This is a genomic window from Microbacterium sp. GW823-FHT02G05 (assembly GCF_058797175.1).
Window position 1 is genome coordinate 258193 of record NZ_JBXAJK010000001.1, and the last position, 16037, is coordinate 274229.

13 protein-coding genes are annotated in these 16037 nt (G+C 68.0%); all 13 read left to right on the plus strand.

Annotated features, from left to right (window positions below):
* Positions 1-13: 13 nt before the first annotated feature.
* Positions 14-1624, plus strand: a complete 1611-nt coding sequence (locus AC1REM_RS01270) for a thiamine pyrophosphate-binding protein (RefSeq protein ID WP_492512942.1) — start codon at positions 14-16, stop codon at positions 1622-1624.
* A 130-nt stretch (positions 1625-1754) separates the two neighbouring features.
* Positions 1755-2432, plus strand: a complete 678-nt coding sequence (locus tag AC1REM_RS01275) for a FadR/GntR family transcriptional regulator (RefSeq protein ID WP_492512943.1) — start codon at positions 1755-1757, stop codon at positions 2430-2432.
* Between the two features lie 123 nt (positions 2433-2555).
* Positions 2556-3605 carry a pyridoxal phosphate-dependent aminotransferase gene (locus AC1REM_RS01280; RefSeq protein WP_492512944.1) on the plus strand — a complete coding sequence of 350 codons (1050 nt, stop codon included), beginning with the start codon at positions 2556-2558 and terminating at the stop codon, positions 3603-3605.
* Positions 3606-3886: 281 nt separating this feature from the next.
* The gene (locus AC1REM_RS01285) at positions 3887-5650 is read left to right on the plus strand and encodes an ABC transporter permease (protein WP_492512945.1); all 1764 of its coding nucleotides are present in this window, start codon (positions 3887-3889) and stop codon (positions 5648-5650) included.
* A 22-nt stretch (positions 5651-5672) separates the two neighbouring features.
* Positions 5673-6803 (plus strand): ABC transporter substrate-binding protein, encoded by a 1131-nt coding sequence (locus tag AC1REM_RS01290; RefSeq protein ID WP_492512946.1) that lies wholly within the window; start codon positions 5673-5675, stop codon positions 6801-6803.
* A 36-nt stretch (positions 6804-6839) separates the two neighbouring features.
* The gene (locus AC1REM_RS01295; RefSeq protein ID WP_492512947.1) at positions 6840-7997 is read left to right on the plus strand and encodes an ABC transporter ATP-binding protein; all 1158 of its coding nucleotides are present in this window, start codon (positions 6840-6842) and stop codon (positions 7995-7997) included.
* 29 nt (positions 7998-8026) lie between these two features.
* Positions 8027-9292: an amidohydrolase family protein gene (locus AC1REM_RS01300; RefSeq protein WP_204938246.1), complete on the plus strand. Its 1266-nt coding sequence runs from the start codon at positions 8027-8029 to the stop codon at positions 9290-9292.
* Position 9293: 1 nt separating this feature from the next.
* Positions 9294-9605, plus strand: coding sequence for a hypothetical protein (locus tag AC1REM_RS01305; protein ID WP_204938247.1), 312 nt, complete (start codon positions 9294-9296; stop codon positions 9603-9605).
* Complete coding sequence (locus tag AC1REM_RS01310; protein ID WP_204938248.1) at positions 9602-9985, plus strand: Rieske (2Fe-2S) protein; 384 nt, start codon at positions 9602-9604, stop codon at positions 9983-9985. Before AC1REM_RS01305 ends, AC1REM_RS01310 begins: the two co-directional genes overlap by 4 nt.
* 155 nt (positions 9986-10140) lie before the next feature.
* Positions 10141-10617, plus strand: a complete 477-nt coding sequence (locus AC1REM_RS01315; protein ID WP_492512948.1) for a DUF2975 domain-containing protein — start codon at positions 10141-10143, stop codon at positions 10615-10617.
* On the plus strand, positions 10618-10857 hold the full coding sequence (locus AC1REM_RS01320) for a helix-turn-helix domain-containing protein (RefSeq protein ID WP_492512949.1): 240 nt from the start codon (positions 10618-10620) through the stop codon (positions 10855-10857).
* Positions 10854-14675 (plus strand): SCO7613 C-terminal domain-containing membrane protein, encoded by a 3822-nt coding sequence (locus AC1REM_RS01325; RefSeq protein ID WP_492512950.1) that lies wholly within the window; start codon positions 10854-10856, stop codon positions 14673-14675. Before AC1REM_RS01320 ends, AC1REM_RS01325 begins: the two co-directional genes overlap by 4 nt.
* 36 nt (positions 14676-14711) lie before the next feature.
* Positions 14712-15881, plus strand: coding sequence for a polysaccharide deacetylase family protein (locus tag AC1REM_RS01330; protein ID WP_492512951.1), 1170 nt, complete (start codon positions 14712-14714; stop codon positions 15879-15881).
* Positions 15882-16037: the final 156 nt, after the last annotated feature.

The window sequence follows — 16037 nt, forward strand, 5'->3', positions numbered from 1 at the left end:
GAGGTGGCCAACGATGGCACAGATGACAGGCGGCGACGCGCTCACCCAGGCGCTCATCAGCGAGGGCACCGACACGGTCTTCGGCATCCCCGGCGTCCAGCTGGACGGTCTGACCGACGGCATGTACCGCCGCCAGGACGACGTGCACCTCATGGTGCCGCGCCACGAGCAGAGCACGACCTACATGGCCGACGGCTACCACCGCGTGACCGGCAAGCCCGGCGTCGCCATGGTCGTCCCCGGCCCGGGTGTCCTCAACGCCGGCGCCGGCATGTCCACCGCCTACGCCTGCAGCTCGCAGGTCATGCTGCTGGCAGGCACGATCCCCTCCACCTTCGTCGGCAAGGGCTACGGAGCCCTGCACGAGATCCCCAAGCAGACCGAGACCATCGAGGGCCTCACCAAGTGGACGGCACGTCCCACGCGGGTGGAGGAGATCCCCGAGCTCGTGCACGAGGGCTTCCGGCAGATGCGCACCGGCCGCCCCCGCCCCGTCGCGCTGGAGCTGGGACCCGACATCCTGCACGCGGTCGCCGACCTCGAGATCGGCGAGCCCTTCGCCGTTGCCGAGCCGGTCGCCCCGGAGGACAAGGTCACCGAGATCGTGCAGCTGCTCGCCACGAGCGGCCGTCCGGTCATCCACGTCGGCGGTGGCGTCAAGGGCCAGAAGGCCTTCGACCTGCTCCCCCGCCTCGCCGAGCTCCTCGACGCCCCCGTCGTCATGAGCGAGAACGGCCGCGGCGCGATCGACGCCCGCGAGCCCCGCGCCCTCCCCGCCTTCGCACTCCGCGAGCTGCGGAACACCGCCGATGTCGTCCTGTCGTTCGGCAGCCGCTTCCTGACGCCGTTCGGCCAGCCGCAGAACATCGGCGACGCACGTCTCGTGCTCGTGAACATCGACGCGGACGACCTGCGCGCACCGCGCACCCCCGACATCGCCGTGAACGCCGACGCGACCGCAGTCATCGCCGCCCTCGTCGAGCGCCTGGAGCAGCGCGAAGGATGGGGCGCCGAGATCGCGCGCCTCCGCGCCGAGGGCGAAGCCCGCGTGCGTGAGCAGGTCGCGCCGCAGATGGCGTTCGTCGACGCGATCCGCGCCGCACTGCCGGCGGACGGCATCTTCGTCAACGAGCTCACGCAGATCGGCTACGTCTCGACATACGGCTACCCGGTGCAGGCGCCGCGCTCGTACGTGTGGCCCGGATACCAGGGCACCCTGGGCTACGCGATGCCCACTGCGCTCGGCGCGGCCGTCGGCGCGGGCGACCGTCCCGTCGTCGTCGTGACCGGCGACGGCGGCATCGGCTGGTCGCTGCAGGAGTTCGCGACGGCCAAGAAGTACGGCATCCCGCTCATCACCGTGCTGTTCGAAGACAAGCGCTTCGGCAATGTGTGGCGCATCCAGCGCGACACCTACGGTGGCCGCTTCATCGGCTCGGACCTGGAGAACCCCGACTTCGAGCTGCTCGCGAAGGCCTTCGGCATCGACTTCGCGCTCGCGCAGGACGCGGATGCCGTGCAGCGCGAGATCGGCGCCGCCGTCAGCGCCCGTCGCCCGGCGATCATCAAGGTCCCCGTCGATGTCTTCCCGTCGCCGTGGGGCTTCATCCACGAGAAGCACTGATCGCGGAATCCGGGGCGGTTCTGCACATGCAGATCGCCCCGGATGCGACGGAGCGCGGTTCTTCTCTAGGGTAAGAACGCCGCGCTCATGCCGGACGCCTGCAGGAGCGGGCACACACAAGGGGGACGACATGTCGCAGATCGCCACTGCCGCCGTCGCCGTGCAGGTCGCACGCGCGCTGGAGGAAGAGATCACGTCGAACGGTTTCAAGCCGGGCCACTTCATCGGTCGCCGACAGGAACTCGCCGCGCGGTTCTCCGTCGCTCCCGCCACCCTCGGCGAGGCGATCCAGCTGCTGCGCTCGCGCGGCATCGTCGACGCGAAGCCGGGCCCGGGCGGCGGCATCTTCGTCTCCGAGCGCTCCCCGTTCGCGCAGCTGAGCGACCACCTGCTCGCGCTGCGCGAAGAGCAGACGACGGCCGAGCAGTGCCTGCGCGTGCTGGACGCCCTCGACGGTGCGGTCCTGCGCGACGCCGTGGACTTCGCGACGGAAGACGACATCGCCGACATCGCGCGCTGCGCCGATGAGCTGCAGGCGGCCTGGGGCACGTCGGAGAGCGCCGCGACGATGTGGAGACTTCACGAGCGGATCGCCCAGACGACACCGAACGAGCTGCTGCGCGGCCTTTACACGAACCTCGTGAAGTACATCACGGAGGAGCTCGACGACGCCGTCGCTCCGCACACGGAGGAGCGTCTGCACACGCACCTCGACTTCGCGAAAGCCGTCGTGCAGCGCGATCACGAGCTCGCGGCATCCGCGATCGCACGCCACACACACCCCGCATCCGGCGCGGGCGCGCACTGAGCCTGAGCCGCGATCCACACTGATCGAGCCAGCCCCGCAGACATGCGGCGCTGGCTCGATGTCGCATCGACTGCTATTGTTCATATTCAATATGAATGATTTTTCCGACCAAGGAGAGAGCGCATGACCATCGAGTTCCGCAGCGTGATCGACGCGATGATGTCCACGCCCAACCGCCCGGCGGGCGCGACGCCGCCGCCGATCCGCCTCTCGCAGAACGAGATGCCGTGGCAGCCCGCAGAGGTGATCACCGCCGCGATGACGCAGGCGATCGGCCAGACGCACCGCTACCCCGACTACCACCGCCTCGCCGCCCGCGAGGCCGTCGCCGCCAGCATGGGGCTCACCGCCGACCGGATCGCGATCGACAACGGCTCGGGCTCGCTGCTGCACGGACTCGCCCGCCTCGTCTGCGAACCCGGCGTCAACGGCGTCTACTGCTGGCCGTCCTTCGAGGCCTACCCGGCAGCGCTCGGTCTCGCCGGCGCTTCCAAGACCCCCGTCGGCATCGCCGAGAACGGCGCGATGGACATGGACGCGATGCGCGCCGCGCTCACCGACGAGACGCGCATCGTCTACCTCTGCAACCCGAACAACCCCACCGGCGGCATCGTCTCGACGGCGGAGATCCGTCGCTTCCTCCAGGACATCCCCTCGAACATCCTCGTGGTGCTCGACGAGGCCTACCGCGAGTTCGTCACCGACGAGCCGGTCGAGGCGACCCTGGCTCTGCTCGACGAGTTCGAGAACCTCGTCATCCTGCGCACGCTGTCCAAGTCCCACGGCCTCGCGGGCATTCGCGCCGGCTACGCGGCCTCCTCCCCGCGGATCGCCGAAGCGCTGCGCCGCACCTCGGTCGGCTTCGCGCTCAACAGCATCGCCGAAGCCGCAGTCATCGCGGCCTTCAGCCCCGAGGGCATGGCGGTCGCCGAGGAGCGCATCGCCATGATCGTCGCCGAGCGCGCACGTATCGAGGCCGCCCTCGCCGACGCCGGAGTGTCGTTCCTGCCGAGCCAGTCGAACTTCATCTTCCTGCACGGCGACGCCGCCGACCTCCTGGCCGGATTCGCCGCCCAGGGCGTGCTCGCCCGCCCCTTCCCGAACGCCGGCGGTGCGCGCATCACGGTCGGTCTCCCGGCCGAGAACGACGCAGTGCTGTCCGCCCTCGTCTGATCCGTCTGCGACACTGGATACAAGAGAGCAGGATGCCTCCGCGCATCCTGCTCTCTGCTCTTTCCGCGTTCCTCCACGCACCGAACGAGCTCCTTCCACGTCTGCACGAACCCCCTCCCCACCATCCATCCGACACCGTGTCGGATCGCGACTCATCGACTTCGGAGCACCCGCCGAAGATCAACGGGGCCTGTGATTCATACGCTGACAACACAACGGACAAAGCGGTTCGTCGCCACTCGACCCGACGGACGCGAACCGCTTGCACGAAGGGATGTGCAGTGACTGCGACCGATTTCGAGCGCGACCAGCGAGCGTCGCTGCGACGCTCCATCACGAGCAAGGTCCTGTGGGGTCTGTTCATCGCCGTGCTGGCCCTGATCTTCATCTACCCGGTGACGATGATCATCCTCGGAACCTTCCGGGACGGCCTCCCCACGAGCCCCGCGCCCTTCACGCTCCAGGGATTCGTCGACGCCTTCACGTCCGAGATGACCTGGACGACGCTCTCGCACTCCTCGATCCTCGTCGTCGTCTGCGGCGCGATCGCCGTGTCCGGCGGGGCCATGTTCGCCTGGGTCGGCGCCAACACGAACGTCCCCGGCCGCAAGTGGCTGACGCCGCTCATGGTCATCAACCTGTTCATCCCGCCGCTGTTCCACACCATGGGCTGGCTCATGCTCGGCAACAAGCAGAACGGTCTGCTGAACCAGCTCGGACAGCTCATCGGCCTTCCCGAGGGCTTCATCAACATCCAGTCCTGGCCGGGCCTGATCATGCTGCTGTCGCTCGGCTACATGCCGTTCGCCTACCTGCTCATGCTCGGCGCGTTCAAGAACCGCGACCAGGCACTCGACGAGGCCGCATCCATCAGCGGTGCGAGCACGATGCGCACGTTCTTCACGATCACGCTTCCCTCGGTCGGCCCCGCGATCACCGGAGCCGCACTGCTCATCGCCGTGCTCGTGTTCCAGGCCTTCGACAGCCCCCAGATGATCGGCCGCCAGGCGGGCATCTACGTCTTCTCGACGCAGATCTACCGCTATGTGCGCGACTCCGTCCCGGCCGAGTACACCCGTGCCTTCGCGCTCGCGCTCATACTGATCGTCCTCGTGCTCGTGCTCTTCCTCGTGCAGCGCTCGCTCCTGCGCGGCCGCTCGTTCACGACGCTCACCGGCAAGACCTCGCGCCGTGAGCCGCAGGAACTCGGCCCCGTGCGCTGGGTCTTCACCGCTCTCATCGCGATCTTCATGCTGCTGAACCTCGTGCTTCCGCTCATCGCCATGATCATCGGCAGCATGCAGAAGATCTACGGCGTCATGAACCTCGGTCTCTCGTTCGACAACTACGTCACGATCCTCACCGACCCGAAGCTCAGCGCGACGCTCACCACCACCGCACAGCTGGCAATCCTCGGCGGATTCGGCTCGATGGCCGTGGCTCTGCTCACGACCTACGTCGTCGCCCGCCGCGGTGGCTTCCTCAAGGCGTACACCTCGTTCGCGGTGTGGATCCCCTGGGCTCTGCCGGGTCTCGTTCTCGCCCTCGCGTACATGTTCGCGATCCTCTACATCCCGGCGTTCCGCCCGCTGTACGGCACCGCAGCCCTCATGACGATCGTCCTGATCGTCGCGACGATCCCGGTCTCCAGCCGCATCGCAGAAGGCGCGTTGGCCCAGCTCTCCCCCGAGTTGGAAGAGGCCGGAGCGATCTCCGGCGCCGGCCGCATGCGGGTGCTCGTGAGCATCGTGCTCCGCCTCGTGCTGCCGAGCTTCCTCGCCGGATGGTTCCTCGCCGCGCTGTTCATCATCGGCAACCTCGCGGTTCCGCTGCTGCTCGCACCGCCGAAGGTCACCCCGGTGTCGATGGCCGCCTACGAGCTGTTCCTCTCGGGCGAGATGAGCACGGGCGCCGCCCTGTTCATGATCATCCTCGCCGCTGCCACCGTCGTCGTCCTCGTCGGCGCGATCGCCTTCAAGGTGTTCTCGCGCTGGCAGGCGAAGCGCGGGCACGCCACGACTTCCCTGTCCCACATTGCGTCCTGACAATCACCCAAGGAGAAGAATAATGAAGTTCAATCCAGTAGTACGCACGGCCACTGCGGTCGTCGCGATCGGTGCACTCGCCTCCCTCGCTGCCTGCGCCAGCACGCCGGCAGCTCCCGAGAAGCCGGATGCCGGCTCGTCCACCGGCATCGAGATCCCCGGCGCCACCGAGGAGCAGACGGCCAAGTTCAACGAGCTCTATGAGGCCGCCGTCGAATCCGGGAACACGGACATCGTGTTCTACGGCCCGTCGGCGACGACCTCCACGGCACTGCTCAAGGTCTTCACCGACCGCTTCCCCGAGCTCTCGGTGACGCTGAAGGACATGGCCGACGCGCAGATCCTCACCACGATGCAGACCGAGGCCGCCACCGGCCAGCGCGTCGGCGACCTGTGGTGGGGTGGCGACTCGATCCAGGCGGCCATCGAACCCGACATCTGCACCCCGGTCGACGTGTTCTCCGGCCCCGACGGTTTCACGCCGCCGACCGCGCAGGACGACCGTCTGATCTACTTCGCCTACCGCATGTTCGGATTCGTCTACAACTCAGACAACGTCAAGGCCGCAGACGCGCCGAAGGGCTGGAACGACCTGCTCGATGCGGAGTGGAAGGGCCAGATCGCGATGGGCGACCCCAACGCTGGCGCCCTGCGTCACATCTTCACGGGCATGATGCGCCCCGACGGTCACGCCGAGCAGTTCGGTGAGGCCTACGTCGAGAAGCTCGCCGCGCAGGACATCCAGTTCGTCGACCCCGAGCGCAACGTCTCGGCCGAGGTCGCCAGCGGTCGCTTCCCTGTCGGTGCCGGTGTGTTCTACGGTTACTACCTCGCGCAGAAGGAAAAGGGCGCTCCGCTCAGCTTCGTCTTCCCGCTCGAGGGCGGCGGCAACTTCCTCAGCCGTTCGAGCCTCTGCGTCGCCGCAGACGGCCCGGCTCCTGAGGCGACCGAGCTGCTCGTGAACTGGATCTTCACCGAAGAGGGCCAGCAGGCACTCGCCGAGAAGGACTTCTCGTACGGCAACACCCCGACGGCCCCCGGCCCCGAAGGCATGGACTCGCTCGACAAGATCGACAAGCTGCCGTTCGCGAACCCGGACCCGGACTTCAACAAGCCGTACTTCGAGTTCATCGAGAAGACGTTCACGAAGTAATCCTTCACGCACGAACAAGCAGTAAGAGAGCACAGCATGACTGAGGTCCTGGTTTCCGGGCTGACCAAGCAGTACGGCGGAAAGTCGGCACTGCACGGAATCGATCTGAAGATCGCCTCCGGCGAGTTCGTCACCCTGCTCGGCCCTTCGGGCTGCGGCAAGACGACGACTCTGCGTTGCCTCGCCGGTCTGGAACGCCCCACCACAGGCAGGATCACGATGGCCGACCGCGTGGTCGTCGACACGGACAAGAAGGTCTTCGTCCCTGCCGACAAGCGCAAGGTGGGCATGGTGTTCCAGAGCTACGCGCTGTGGCCGCACCTGAGCGTCGCCGAGAATGTGGCGTACCCGCTCAAGGTGGCCCGGCTCGGAAGCCAGGACCGTCAGTCTCGTGTGCAGGAGATGCTGCAGGCCGTAGGCCTCGCGGGCTACGAGAAGCGCCCGGTGACGGCGCTCTCGGGCGGCCAGCAGCAGCGTGTGGCTCTGGCCCGCGCGATGGCCGCCCGCCCGGGCATCATCTTCTACGACGAGCCGCTCTCGAACCTCGACTCGAAGCTGCGCTACCAGATGGGTCAGCAGGTCCGCGCGCTGCACAACCAGTTCGAGACGACCTCGGTGTACGTCACGCACGACCAGGAAGAGGCGATCACGCTCTCGGACCGGATCATCGTGATGAGCGAGGGCAACATCGTGCAGGACGGCGCACCCGCCGACCTGTACGACCGCCCGAAGTCCGCGTACGTCGCCGACTTCATGGGCTTCCAGAACATCCTCCCGGGCACGGTGGAAGCCGTGAACGGCAACGTCGCCGACATCCGCGTCGACGGCACCTCGCTCGTCCTCTCCGGCGTCGCCACCTCGGCCGTACAGGTCGGGGAGCGGGCGGATGTCGCGTTCCGCGCCGCACATGCCCGCATCGACGCGTCCGGCCTCACGGGCGCGGGTCGCCTGGAGGGCGTCGTCGAGCGCACCACGTACCTGGGCAGCGCGGTAAACCTCCTCGTGCGCGCAGACGGCCTCCCGCTGCGCGTGCGCGTCGAGACATCCGACCTCGCGCCCGAACAGATCCCCGCTGCCGGCGACACCCTGCGTCTCGCCGTCAACCCCGCCCGCGCAGTGGTGCTCTCCCACAAGGAGGCCGCCGTCGACGGCTATCTCACCACCATGACCGACGCCATCGTCTCGCCCCGCTGACGCCTGACCCCCTCAGAGAGGAACCCCCAATGAGCGAACTCCCCACCCCCCGCTCCGACAGCCCGCAGATTCGCGAGCTGGCGGAGATCGGCGGACGCTCCGACTCCCGCGATGTGCTGGCCCATGCGACGAAGCAGGCCGAGAACGAGTACGACGACTACTTCATCGTCGACATCGACGCGCACGTCTCCGAAGACCACTTCTGGGGCGAGGTCCTCGACCTCATCGACAACGATGTCTGGCGCCAGATCGGTCTGCAGCAGCACGCCGGCTTCGGCGGCAACAACGCTCTCCTCAACATCCAGCCCGGAATGTCGCACCAGAGCGTCGGCGGCCGCATCGGCCACCAGGGCCGCAAGGAGCCCGTCGACGGCGCCGCAGGGCACCCCTTCGTCACGGCCGCACGCCGCGGCATGGACGCCATGGGTCTCGACTACCAGGTCGTGTTCCCGAGCGCGATGCTGCTGCTCGGCATGCACCCGCAGGACGAGGTCGAGGTCGTTCTCGGCCGCGCGTTCAACCGCTGGCTGACAGAGGTCATCCTCCCGCCGAACCCTCGCCTCAAGGGCATGCTCTACCTGCCCTACAACACCCCCGAGGTCTGCGAGGAGCTCGTCGAGAAGTACGCCGACGACCCGGGCATCATCGGCTACACGGTCTGCTCCACGCGCAACAACCCCGTCCACTCTGACGTCTACACGCGCCTGTACAAGCTCATCGAAGACAGCGGCAAGCCGCTCGCCTTCCACTCCGGCTACCACTGGGGCGACCCGTCGTTCGCGCAGCTCAACCGCTTCCTCTCGATGCACGCGCTGTCGTTCACGCACTACAACCAGATCCACGTCACGAACTGGATCATCAACGCGATGCCGGAGCGCTTCCCGAAGCTCAAGATGGTGTGGGTCGAGAGCGGCCTGGCGTGGATCCCGTTCCTCATGCAGCGCCTCGACCACGAGGTCCTCATGCGCCCGAGCGAGGCACCCGGCCTGAAGCGGCTGCCGAGCGAGTACATGAAGGAGATGTGGTACACGACGCAGCCCATGGAGCGCACCAACATGGAGCTGCTCGAGGCGACGTTCAAGTCCTTCAACGCCGAGACGCAGCTGCTGTACTCGTCGGACTGGCCGCACTGGGACTGGGATGCGCCGTCGACCATCACGCGTCTGCCATTCCTGTCGGAGCAGGCCAAGCGCAACATCCTCGGGTTGAACGCGGCGAAGCTGTTCAACCTGCCCACTGACCGCATGAAGCCTTCGGCCGCCGATGTGCTTCGGGATCGTCCGGGAGTCTCCTGACATGTCTGAAATCACCACCACCTCCCCTGCCGTCGAAGAGCTCGCGGCCGTCGTCGCCCGCCTGGGCGAGCTGACCGCGCAGATCACCGAGGCAGAGCTGGGCGCCCAGGTCGAAGACGAGCAGATCGCCGATGTGCTCTACGCCGCGGCTCGCCTGTTCTCGGCGAAGACGGATCGCGTCGGCAAGATGGCGTGGCCGGTTCGTGCCGACGCCCTGAACGCCACCGAGACCGTCGTTCTGGTCACGGCGCTGCTGGATGCGGCCGACGTGAACCTGTTCGACATGGCCATCTGGTACCGGAGAGCAGAATGAGCGCAACGATCGTCCGCCGCGACATCCGTGTCGCCAGCCTCGCCGATCTGAAGGAACGCGAACGCATCGTCCTCGATGTCGAGGGCACCGAGCTCGGCCTGTACTTCTACCTGGACGAGGTGCGCGCCTGGTACAACGTCTGCCCCCACCAGGGTGGACCGGTCTGCCAGGGCAAGACGATGGCGCGCACGATCCAGCTCGTACGCGACGACCTCAAGAGCGGTGGGCCCGGCCACCACCCGACCGATCGCAACATCGTGTGCCCGTGGCACGGTTTCGAGTTCAACCTGCTGACGGGCCGTCACACGACGGATGAGACGGTGCGCCTGCGCCCGATCCCGGTCCGCGTGGACGGCGATGACGTGATCGTCACCGTCTGACGGCAGCACAGCGAAGGGGTGCGCCTCGGCTTCGGCCGGGGCGCACCCCTTCTGCGTCGGCGCTTGCTGTGAATTTGCCCGTCGGCTTGCGACCCCGCCGCGCACGTGGCTATCGTTTTTCGATAGATACACGTCGCTTTTCGATAGGGGATCCGATGCAACCGCGCGTCACCGCCACGCTCAAGGCACTCATCGCCGTCATGATCGCACTGCTGCTCGCCAGCCAGATCTTCGCGATCCCGGAGATCGCCCAGATGACGGCGGACCGCAACCCCGACGTCGCGCAGTTGAAGATCCCGGGCATCATCGCCGCGATCCTCTTCCTCGTCCTCGTGCAGGTGACCCTCGTCTGCGTCTGGCGGCTGCTCTCACTCGTCCGCGCGGATCAGATCTTCAGCCCGAAGGCCTTTCGCTATGTCGATGTCATCCTCGCGATGCTGATCTGCGCCGGTGTGCTCATCGCCGCCTCCTATGTCGTGATCATGTTCGCCCGCGCCGTCTCGCCCACGGTGCAGCTGCTGGCCTCACTCGGTGTGGTCGTGAGCTTCAGCCTCGGGCTGCTCGTGATCGTCCTGCGCGGCCTCCTCACGAAGGCCCTGCAGCTCGAGCAGGACATGTCCGAGGTGGTCTGAATGCCGATCGTGATCGACCTCGACGTCGAGTTGACCAAGAAGAAGATGAGCGTGCAGGAGTTCGCGGATGCCATCGGCATCACCCCTGCGAACGTCGCCGTGCTGAAGAACGGACGCGCCAAGGCCGTGCGCTTCACGACGCTGGAAGCCATCTGCCGTGTGCTCGACTGCCAGCCGGGCGACATCCTGCGCTGGGTTCCGGATGCCGCGCAGACGACCGAGACGGAGCCGCGCCCATGACGACCATGCCTGCCTGGAGCGAGACCGCGATCCGGGTACTGCGAGACGGCACGACCTGTCCCCTGTGCCGTTCGGCAGCTCTCGTCGAGGGACAGTGCCCGGCGTGCGCCGCCGACCTGCGCGGCGCGGCCGGCGAGCAGCTGTGGGATGCCTCTCAGAGCGCCGCCACCGCCTTGGAGAGACGCCAGCGACTGCTCAATCGTGTGCCAATGACTGCGCGCGCGATCACACCTGTGGCGGTGTCGCAGCCGCAGGCTCCCTCCTCGACCGCACCGATGCCTTCGTCTTCCGCGCCGCGCAGCAGCGCCACCCTGCAATCGGTGCTGGCGATCGCCGGCGCCGGCCTCTTCGCGATCGCGGCGATCGTCTTCACGTTCTTCAATCCCGACCTGACCGATCGCGCACTGCGCAGCCTCATCGTGGCCTTCATCACGCTCGTGTTCCTTGGCGGCGCGTGGCTGCTGGCCCGGCGCGCACTGCAGTTCTCGGCGGAGGCGGTCGGAGCGCTCGGCCTCGTGTTCGTGGCGCTCGACGTCTGGGCGCTCGCCCAACTGGCACCGCCATCACTCAGCCCTTGGCTTCCCATCGCGGGCCTCACGCTCCTGTCCTCGATCGCCATGATCGCGGCGGCGTCTCTCGCCGGTATCCGCATCTGGCTCTGCCTGCCGCTCGTCACGCTCGCACTCGTGCCGACGATGTGGGGCGAGGCCGCAGGCCAGGAACCGGCGGCGGTTCTCGGTCGTATCGGCACCTCTTTCGCGGCCGTCGCGCTGATCGCGCTGCTGCCGCGCATCGGCTCCCGCTTCGCACCGTCCGAGGCGCCCGACACCGCACCGGATGCCTCGGGCGAAGAGACCGCCCTACCGCGGAGACCGTTCGGCGCCGAACGCATCGCGCTGCTGATCCTCCAGCTGCTCGCCTCGGGGACCGCGATCCTGCTGCTGCCGCGGGTCTTCGTGCTGACCGCCGATCTGCCCTCCCGCGCGACCCCCAGCCTGCTGACCGTCGCGCTGCTCCTCGGCCTGCTGGCCGTGCACGCGCTCCTCGCTGCCCGGCACGCGCTTTCACGCTTCTGGAGCTTCGCCGCCGGCGGCATGGGCACCTCCGCTCTCGCGCTCGCGCTCTACGCGCCCTCCGTCCTGTCCGACGCGGCGAGCAGCTGGTTCCCGGCCCTCATGCCGGCCGCCTTCGCGGCGGCCCTCGTTCTCGTCGGACCCGTTCGACCTCTCGCCCGTGGCCGCCGTCTGCCGCAGTACCTGGCGGGAGCCATCACGGCGACCCTCATCGCCGCCGTGCCAACATCTGTCACCTCGGCGTTCTTCACCCTGGAGACCGCGCTCTCGATCGCTGCGAATCTGCTCGACGGCGAGCTCGCCCGCCCCGCGACCTCGCTCGGGGTGCACGCCTGGGCCTTCCCGCTCGGTCTTCTCGCGACGGCCTCGGGGTTCGCCGTCTTCGCGCTCCGCGCGCGCCGTCATTCGGCCACGCGCCCCGCCGTCCTCCTCGCCGAGGTGCTCACAGGGGCCTTCGCGACCCTCGCGCTGCTGACGACAGCGGCGGCGACACCACTGCCCTTCCTCGCCCGTGTGCTCCTGGGACTGAGTGCTGCCGCGGTGATCGCACTGGTGGTTCTGCGCATCCCGGCGTTGTCGCTCGCACGTCGGGTGACCGCCCTGATCGCGGCGCATCTTCTCCTCGCCTTCGGCGTCATCCTCTCCTGGGCGGATGTCACCTGGGTGCCACTGCTCGGCATCGCGGCACTCATTGCTCTGACGGCGGTGGCCCGCGCGATGCCGCAGGCGACCCGATTCGCCCACGTCGGGGTCGGGTACGCCTACGCACTCGTCCTGATCGCCACGACGTTCGATCTGCTCGGCGTGCGCGGCACCGCGGTGCCGGCCGTCACGACCTCGATCGGCCTGCTGGGCGCGATCGTGGCCACCTTCCTTCCGCGCGTGGGCGCCCGCTCCTGGTACGCGATCCTGACCGTGACCGCCGTGCCGTTCACTCTCGGGGTCGTGCAGGTCATCTTCGAGCGCAGCGGATGGACGGCACTGTCGACGGGCATGATGTTCGCCCTCGCCCTGACCCTGCTCCTCACGCGCCGCCCCGGTGTGACCCCGGTTCTGCGCACCGCGGCCGCCGCTCTCCTGGTGCCGACGCTGGCGGTCCTGATCATCTGTCTGGGCGCTCAGGTGCTCGCGATGAGCGCCTCGCCCGTGACGCTGCCGATCATCGCCGTGCTCGTCGCCCTCGCGCTGCCGTCGACCACGATGATCGCCGATCTGCTGCGTCGCAACGGCCTCGGTGGGACCACTGCGCACGCGGCGCGCCTCGCTATCGAGGCCTCCGCGCTCCTGACCGGCGCGATCGCCGTTCTGCTCGCCCTCGTCCGCGAGGCATCCGGACTCGGCACAAGCGTTCTCGTCCTGCTCATCCTGGGGGTGGGCTCGATGGCGAGCGCTCTGCTGACCGGGCGTCGGTATGCGTGGTGGGCCGCCGGCGCCTCCTTCACCGGCGCGCTGTGGTGCGTGTGGGCGCTGGCCGGGATCGCACTGCTCGAGCCGTACCTGCTGCCGCCCGCCGTCGCCGGAATGGCCGTCGCCGTCGCGTTGCGCCTGCGCGGGCTCAACACCTCCGCGCTGTACGCGACGGCTCTCGCGGTGGCGATCGTGCCGATTCTCATCCTCACGATGATCGGACCGGACGCCGCGACGTCACCGGTCACGCTCTGGCGCGGTGTCGGGCTGGCGATCACCGCCTGGGTGCTTCTCGCCGCCGCAGCGATCACCCGCACCTCCGCGCCTCGCAGCGAGGACGGCCTCAGCGCGCTGCTCGACGAGCGCGGAACACGCATCCGGCATCTGCGACGGCTGCGACTGCGCCCCCTGCAGGTCCCGACTCTGATCGCGGCCGCGGTCGCCGCGGTCGGCGCGACGACGCTCGGCGTGCGGATCGGTATCGGAACCGGCACGCCGTGGACGGTCTCCCCGGCGACGGCGTTCGGGCTGAGCCTGCTCGCGAGCGCGGTCGGTGCCGGTGCGATGTTCGTCGCTGCCCGCGGCATCCGCGCGGCGCTTCCGGCTGACCATGTTCTCACCTCCACCCGTTGGCTCGAAGCGCCCGCCGCTCTCGCGCTGCCCCTCGGCGCCTGGTTCGCCATCGAACGCGACTGGGTCGTGATCTGGGCGATGTGGGCGCTGCTCCTGGCGATGCTGACGATCATGCTGGTCGTCGCCCGCCGCACCGACCACGCGCACCCTCCGGTGTGGTTCCTCTTCGGCATCGCTTTCGTCACGGCGATCGTCGCCTGGAGCCCCCGCGATCTGCGTGTCGAGTGGTTCTCGCTACCGCTCGGACTGTTCCTGCTCGCCGCAGGAGCGTCTGCGCTGCGACGCCGCCCCCGTCCCGCGAGCCCCGGCGCCCCGGCGCCGACACTCGCCAGCTGGCCGGGACGCTGGAGCGGGTCGTGGGCTCTGCTCGCCCCGGGTCTGATCGTCACGGTGCTCGCCTCGATCGTGGCGACATTCACCGATCCGCTGACATGGCGCGCGATCCTGGTGATCGCCTTCGCGCTGCTCGCGATCCTCGTCGGCGCTGCTCGACGACTCGCTGCGCCGTTCGTGATCGGAATGCTCGTGCTGCCGGTCGAGAACGTCTTCGCCTTCTCGGTACAGATCGGCCGCGGCATCGAGTCGATGCCCTGGTGGATCACGCTCGCGGTCGTGGGAGCGGTGCTGCTCATCCTTGCGGTGACCTATGAGCGACGCGCGGGTGAATCCGGGAGCGTGATGGCCAGGATTCGTGACCTTTCGTAACATATCGGACGGCCGGATCCCCATAGGATCGGTGCCATGACCGCAGAAACGCGCCCGCCTCGTCGATCCCAGGGCAGGCCGTCCGCCGCCGTCATCCGCCGCCGTCGGATCCTCGTCGGTGTCATCATCGCGCTCGTGCTCGCGATCGTCGCGACCGTCGTCGTCGTCGCCCTGCGCGCACTCGCCGATCCAGCCGCAGAGCCCGGCGCGTCGAAGCCGACGTCGACCTCGACGCCGACTCCGACACCGACGCCGCTCTCACCGTCCGAAGCCCTGCTCGCGACGACAGACGACCCGGCAGCGTGCGCCGTGTCCTTCGCGGGCGAGGGCATCGCGCTCGACCCGCAGCTGCAGACGCAGGGCGTCCTGTACACCGACCTCCCCCTTCCCCTGCGCGACGGTTTCGTCTTCGCCGGCTGGTATGCGACCGAGGCGGATGCCACCGCCCTGGCCGTCCCCGCCCGCATCAACGGGGCTGAGCTCACCGCGTGCATGGATCAGCAGATCACACTGCACGCCGGCTGGGTCTCTCCTGAGCAGAACGTCGAGACGAACACGCAGGTTCCGATCCTGATGTACCACCAGTTCACGACGAACCCCGAGGGCGAAGACCACTGGCTGCGTGGCAACTACGCATACATCGGCGACTTCGAGGCGCATATGGCCTACATCGCCTCCGAGGGTTTCTACCTGCCCACCTGGCCGGAGCTCAACGCGTTCGTCGACGGCACTCTGTACCTTCCGCCGCGCTCGCTCATCATCACGGATGACGATGCCGACCAGACCTGGCTCGACCTCGCCGTGCCGGTGGTGACGAAGCACCAGCTGCTCACGACGTCGTTCGTGATCACCAACGTGCGCCAGGACCCCTCCCCGTCGCCCTATGTCATCCAGCGTTCGCACACGCAGAACATGCACGAGGCGGGCGACAACGGCAAGGGCCGGATGGTGAACTGGTCGGCAGAGGAGATCGCCGCCGACCTTGAGGAATCCGCTGCGGTCCTGGGCGGCGTGAAAGAGGTCGTCGCGTACCCCTACGGCCACCACAACGACACGACGAAGGCGGGCGTCGCCGCCGCCGGATTCATGTTCGGTCGCACGATCGATTGGGGTTATGTCTCGATCGGCAGCGACAAGTATGCCTTGCCGGTCATTCGCGTGAACTACGGCACGACCCTTGAGGACCTCATCCCCGACATCGGCTGACACTGCGGGGCCCTTCGCGGGCAATATATCTATTCGCGGGAGAAATTCGGAAAGTTGCTCTTTCCCTCCTCGCGGATCCGCGCTAATCTGTGCCTGAGCCCGCATGCCTGATGCGGTGCAGCGACGATGTGGGAATCGTCACTGCGATCTCTTCGA

Bases quoted from the DNA above. Each gene is read 5' to 3' on its own strand.
- AC1REM_RS01270 (WP_492512942.1), top strand. From the start codon at position 14: ATGGCACAGATGACAGGCGGCGACGCGCTCACCCAGGCGCTCATCAGC.
- AC1REM_RS01275 (WP_492512943.1), top strand. From the start codon at position 1,755: ATGTCGCAGATCGCCACTGCCGCCGTCGCCGTGCAGGTCGCACGCGCG.
- AC1REM_RS01280 (WP_492512944.1), top strand. From the start codon at position 2,556: ATGACCATCGAGTTCCGCAGCGTGATCGACGCGATGATGTCCACGCCC.
- AC1REM_RS01290 (WP_492512946.1), top strand. From the start codon at position 5,673: ATGAAGTTCAATCCAGTAGTACGCACGGCCACTGCGGTCGTCGCGATC.
- AC1REM_RS01295 (WP_492512947.1), top strand. From the start codon at position 6,840: ATGACTGAGGTCCTGGTTTCCGGGCTGACCAAGCAGTACGGCGGAAAG.
- AC1REM_RS01300 (WP_204938246.1), top strand. From the start codon at position 8,027: ATGAGCGAACTCCCCACCCCCCGCTCCGACAGCCCGCAGATTCGCGAG.
- AC1REM_RS01305 (WP_204938247.1), top strand. From the start codon at position 9,294: ATGTCTGAAATCACCACCACCTCCCCTGCCGTCGAAGAGCTCGCGGCC.
- AC1REM_RS01310 (WP_204938248.1), top strand. From the start codon at position 9,602: ATGAGCGCAACGATCGTCCGCCGCGACATCCGTGTCGCCAGCCTCGCC.
- AC1REM_RS01315 (WP_492512948.1), top strand. From the start codon at position 10,141: ATGCAACCGCGCGTCACCGCCACGCTCAAGGCACTCATCGCCGTCATG.
- AC1REM_RS01320 (WP_492512949.1), top strand. From the start codon at position 10,618: ATGCCGATCGTGATCGACCTCGACGTCGAGTTGACCAAGAAGAAGATG.
- AC1REM_RS01325 (WP_492512950.1), top strand. From the start codon at position 10,854: ATGACGACCATGCCTGCCTGGAGCGAGACCGCGATCCGGGTACTGCGA.
- AC1REM_RS01330 (WP_492512951.1), top strand. From the start codon at position 14,712: ATGACCGCAGAAACGCGCCCGCCTCGTCGATCCCAGGGCAGGCCGTCC.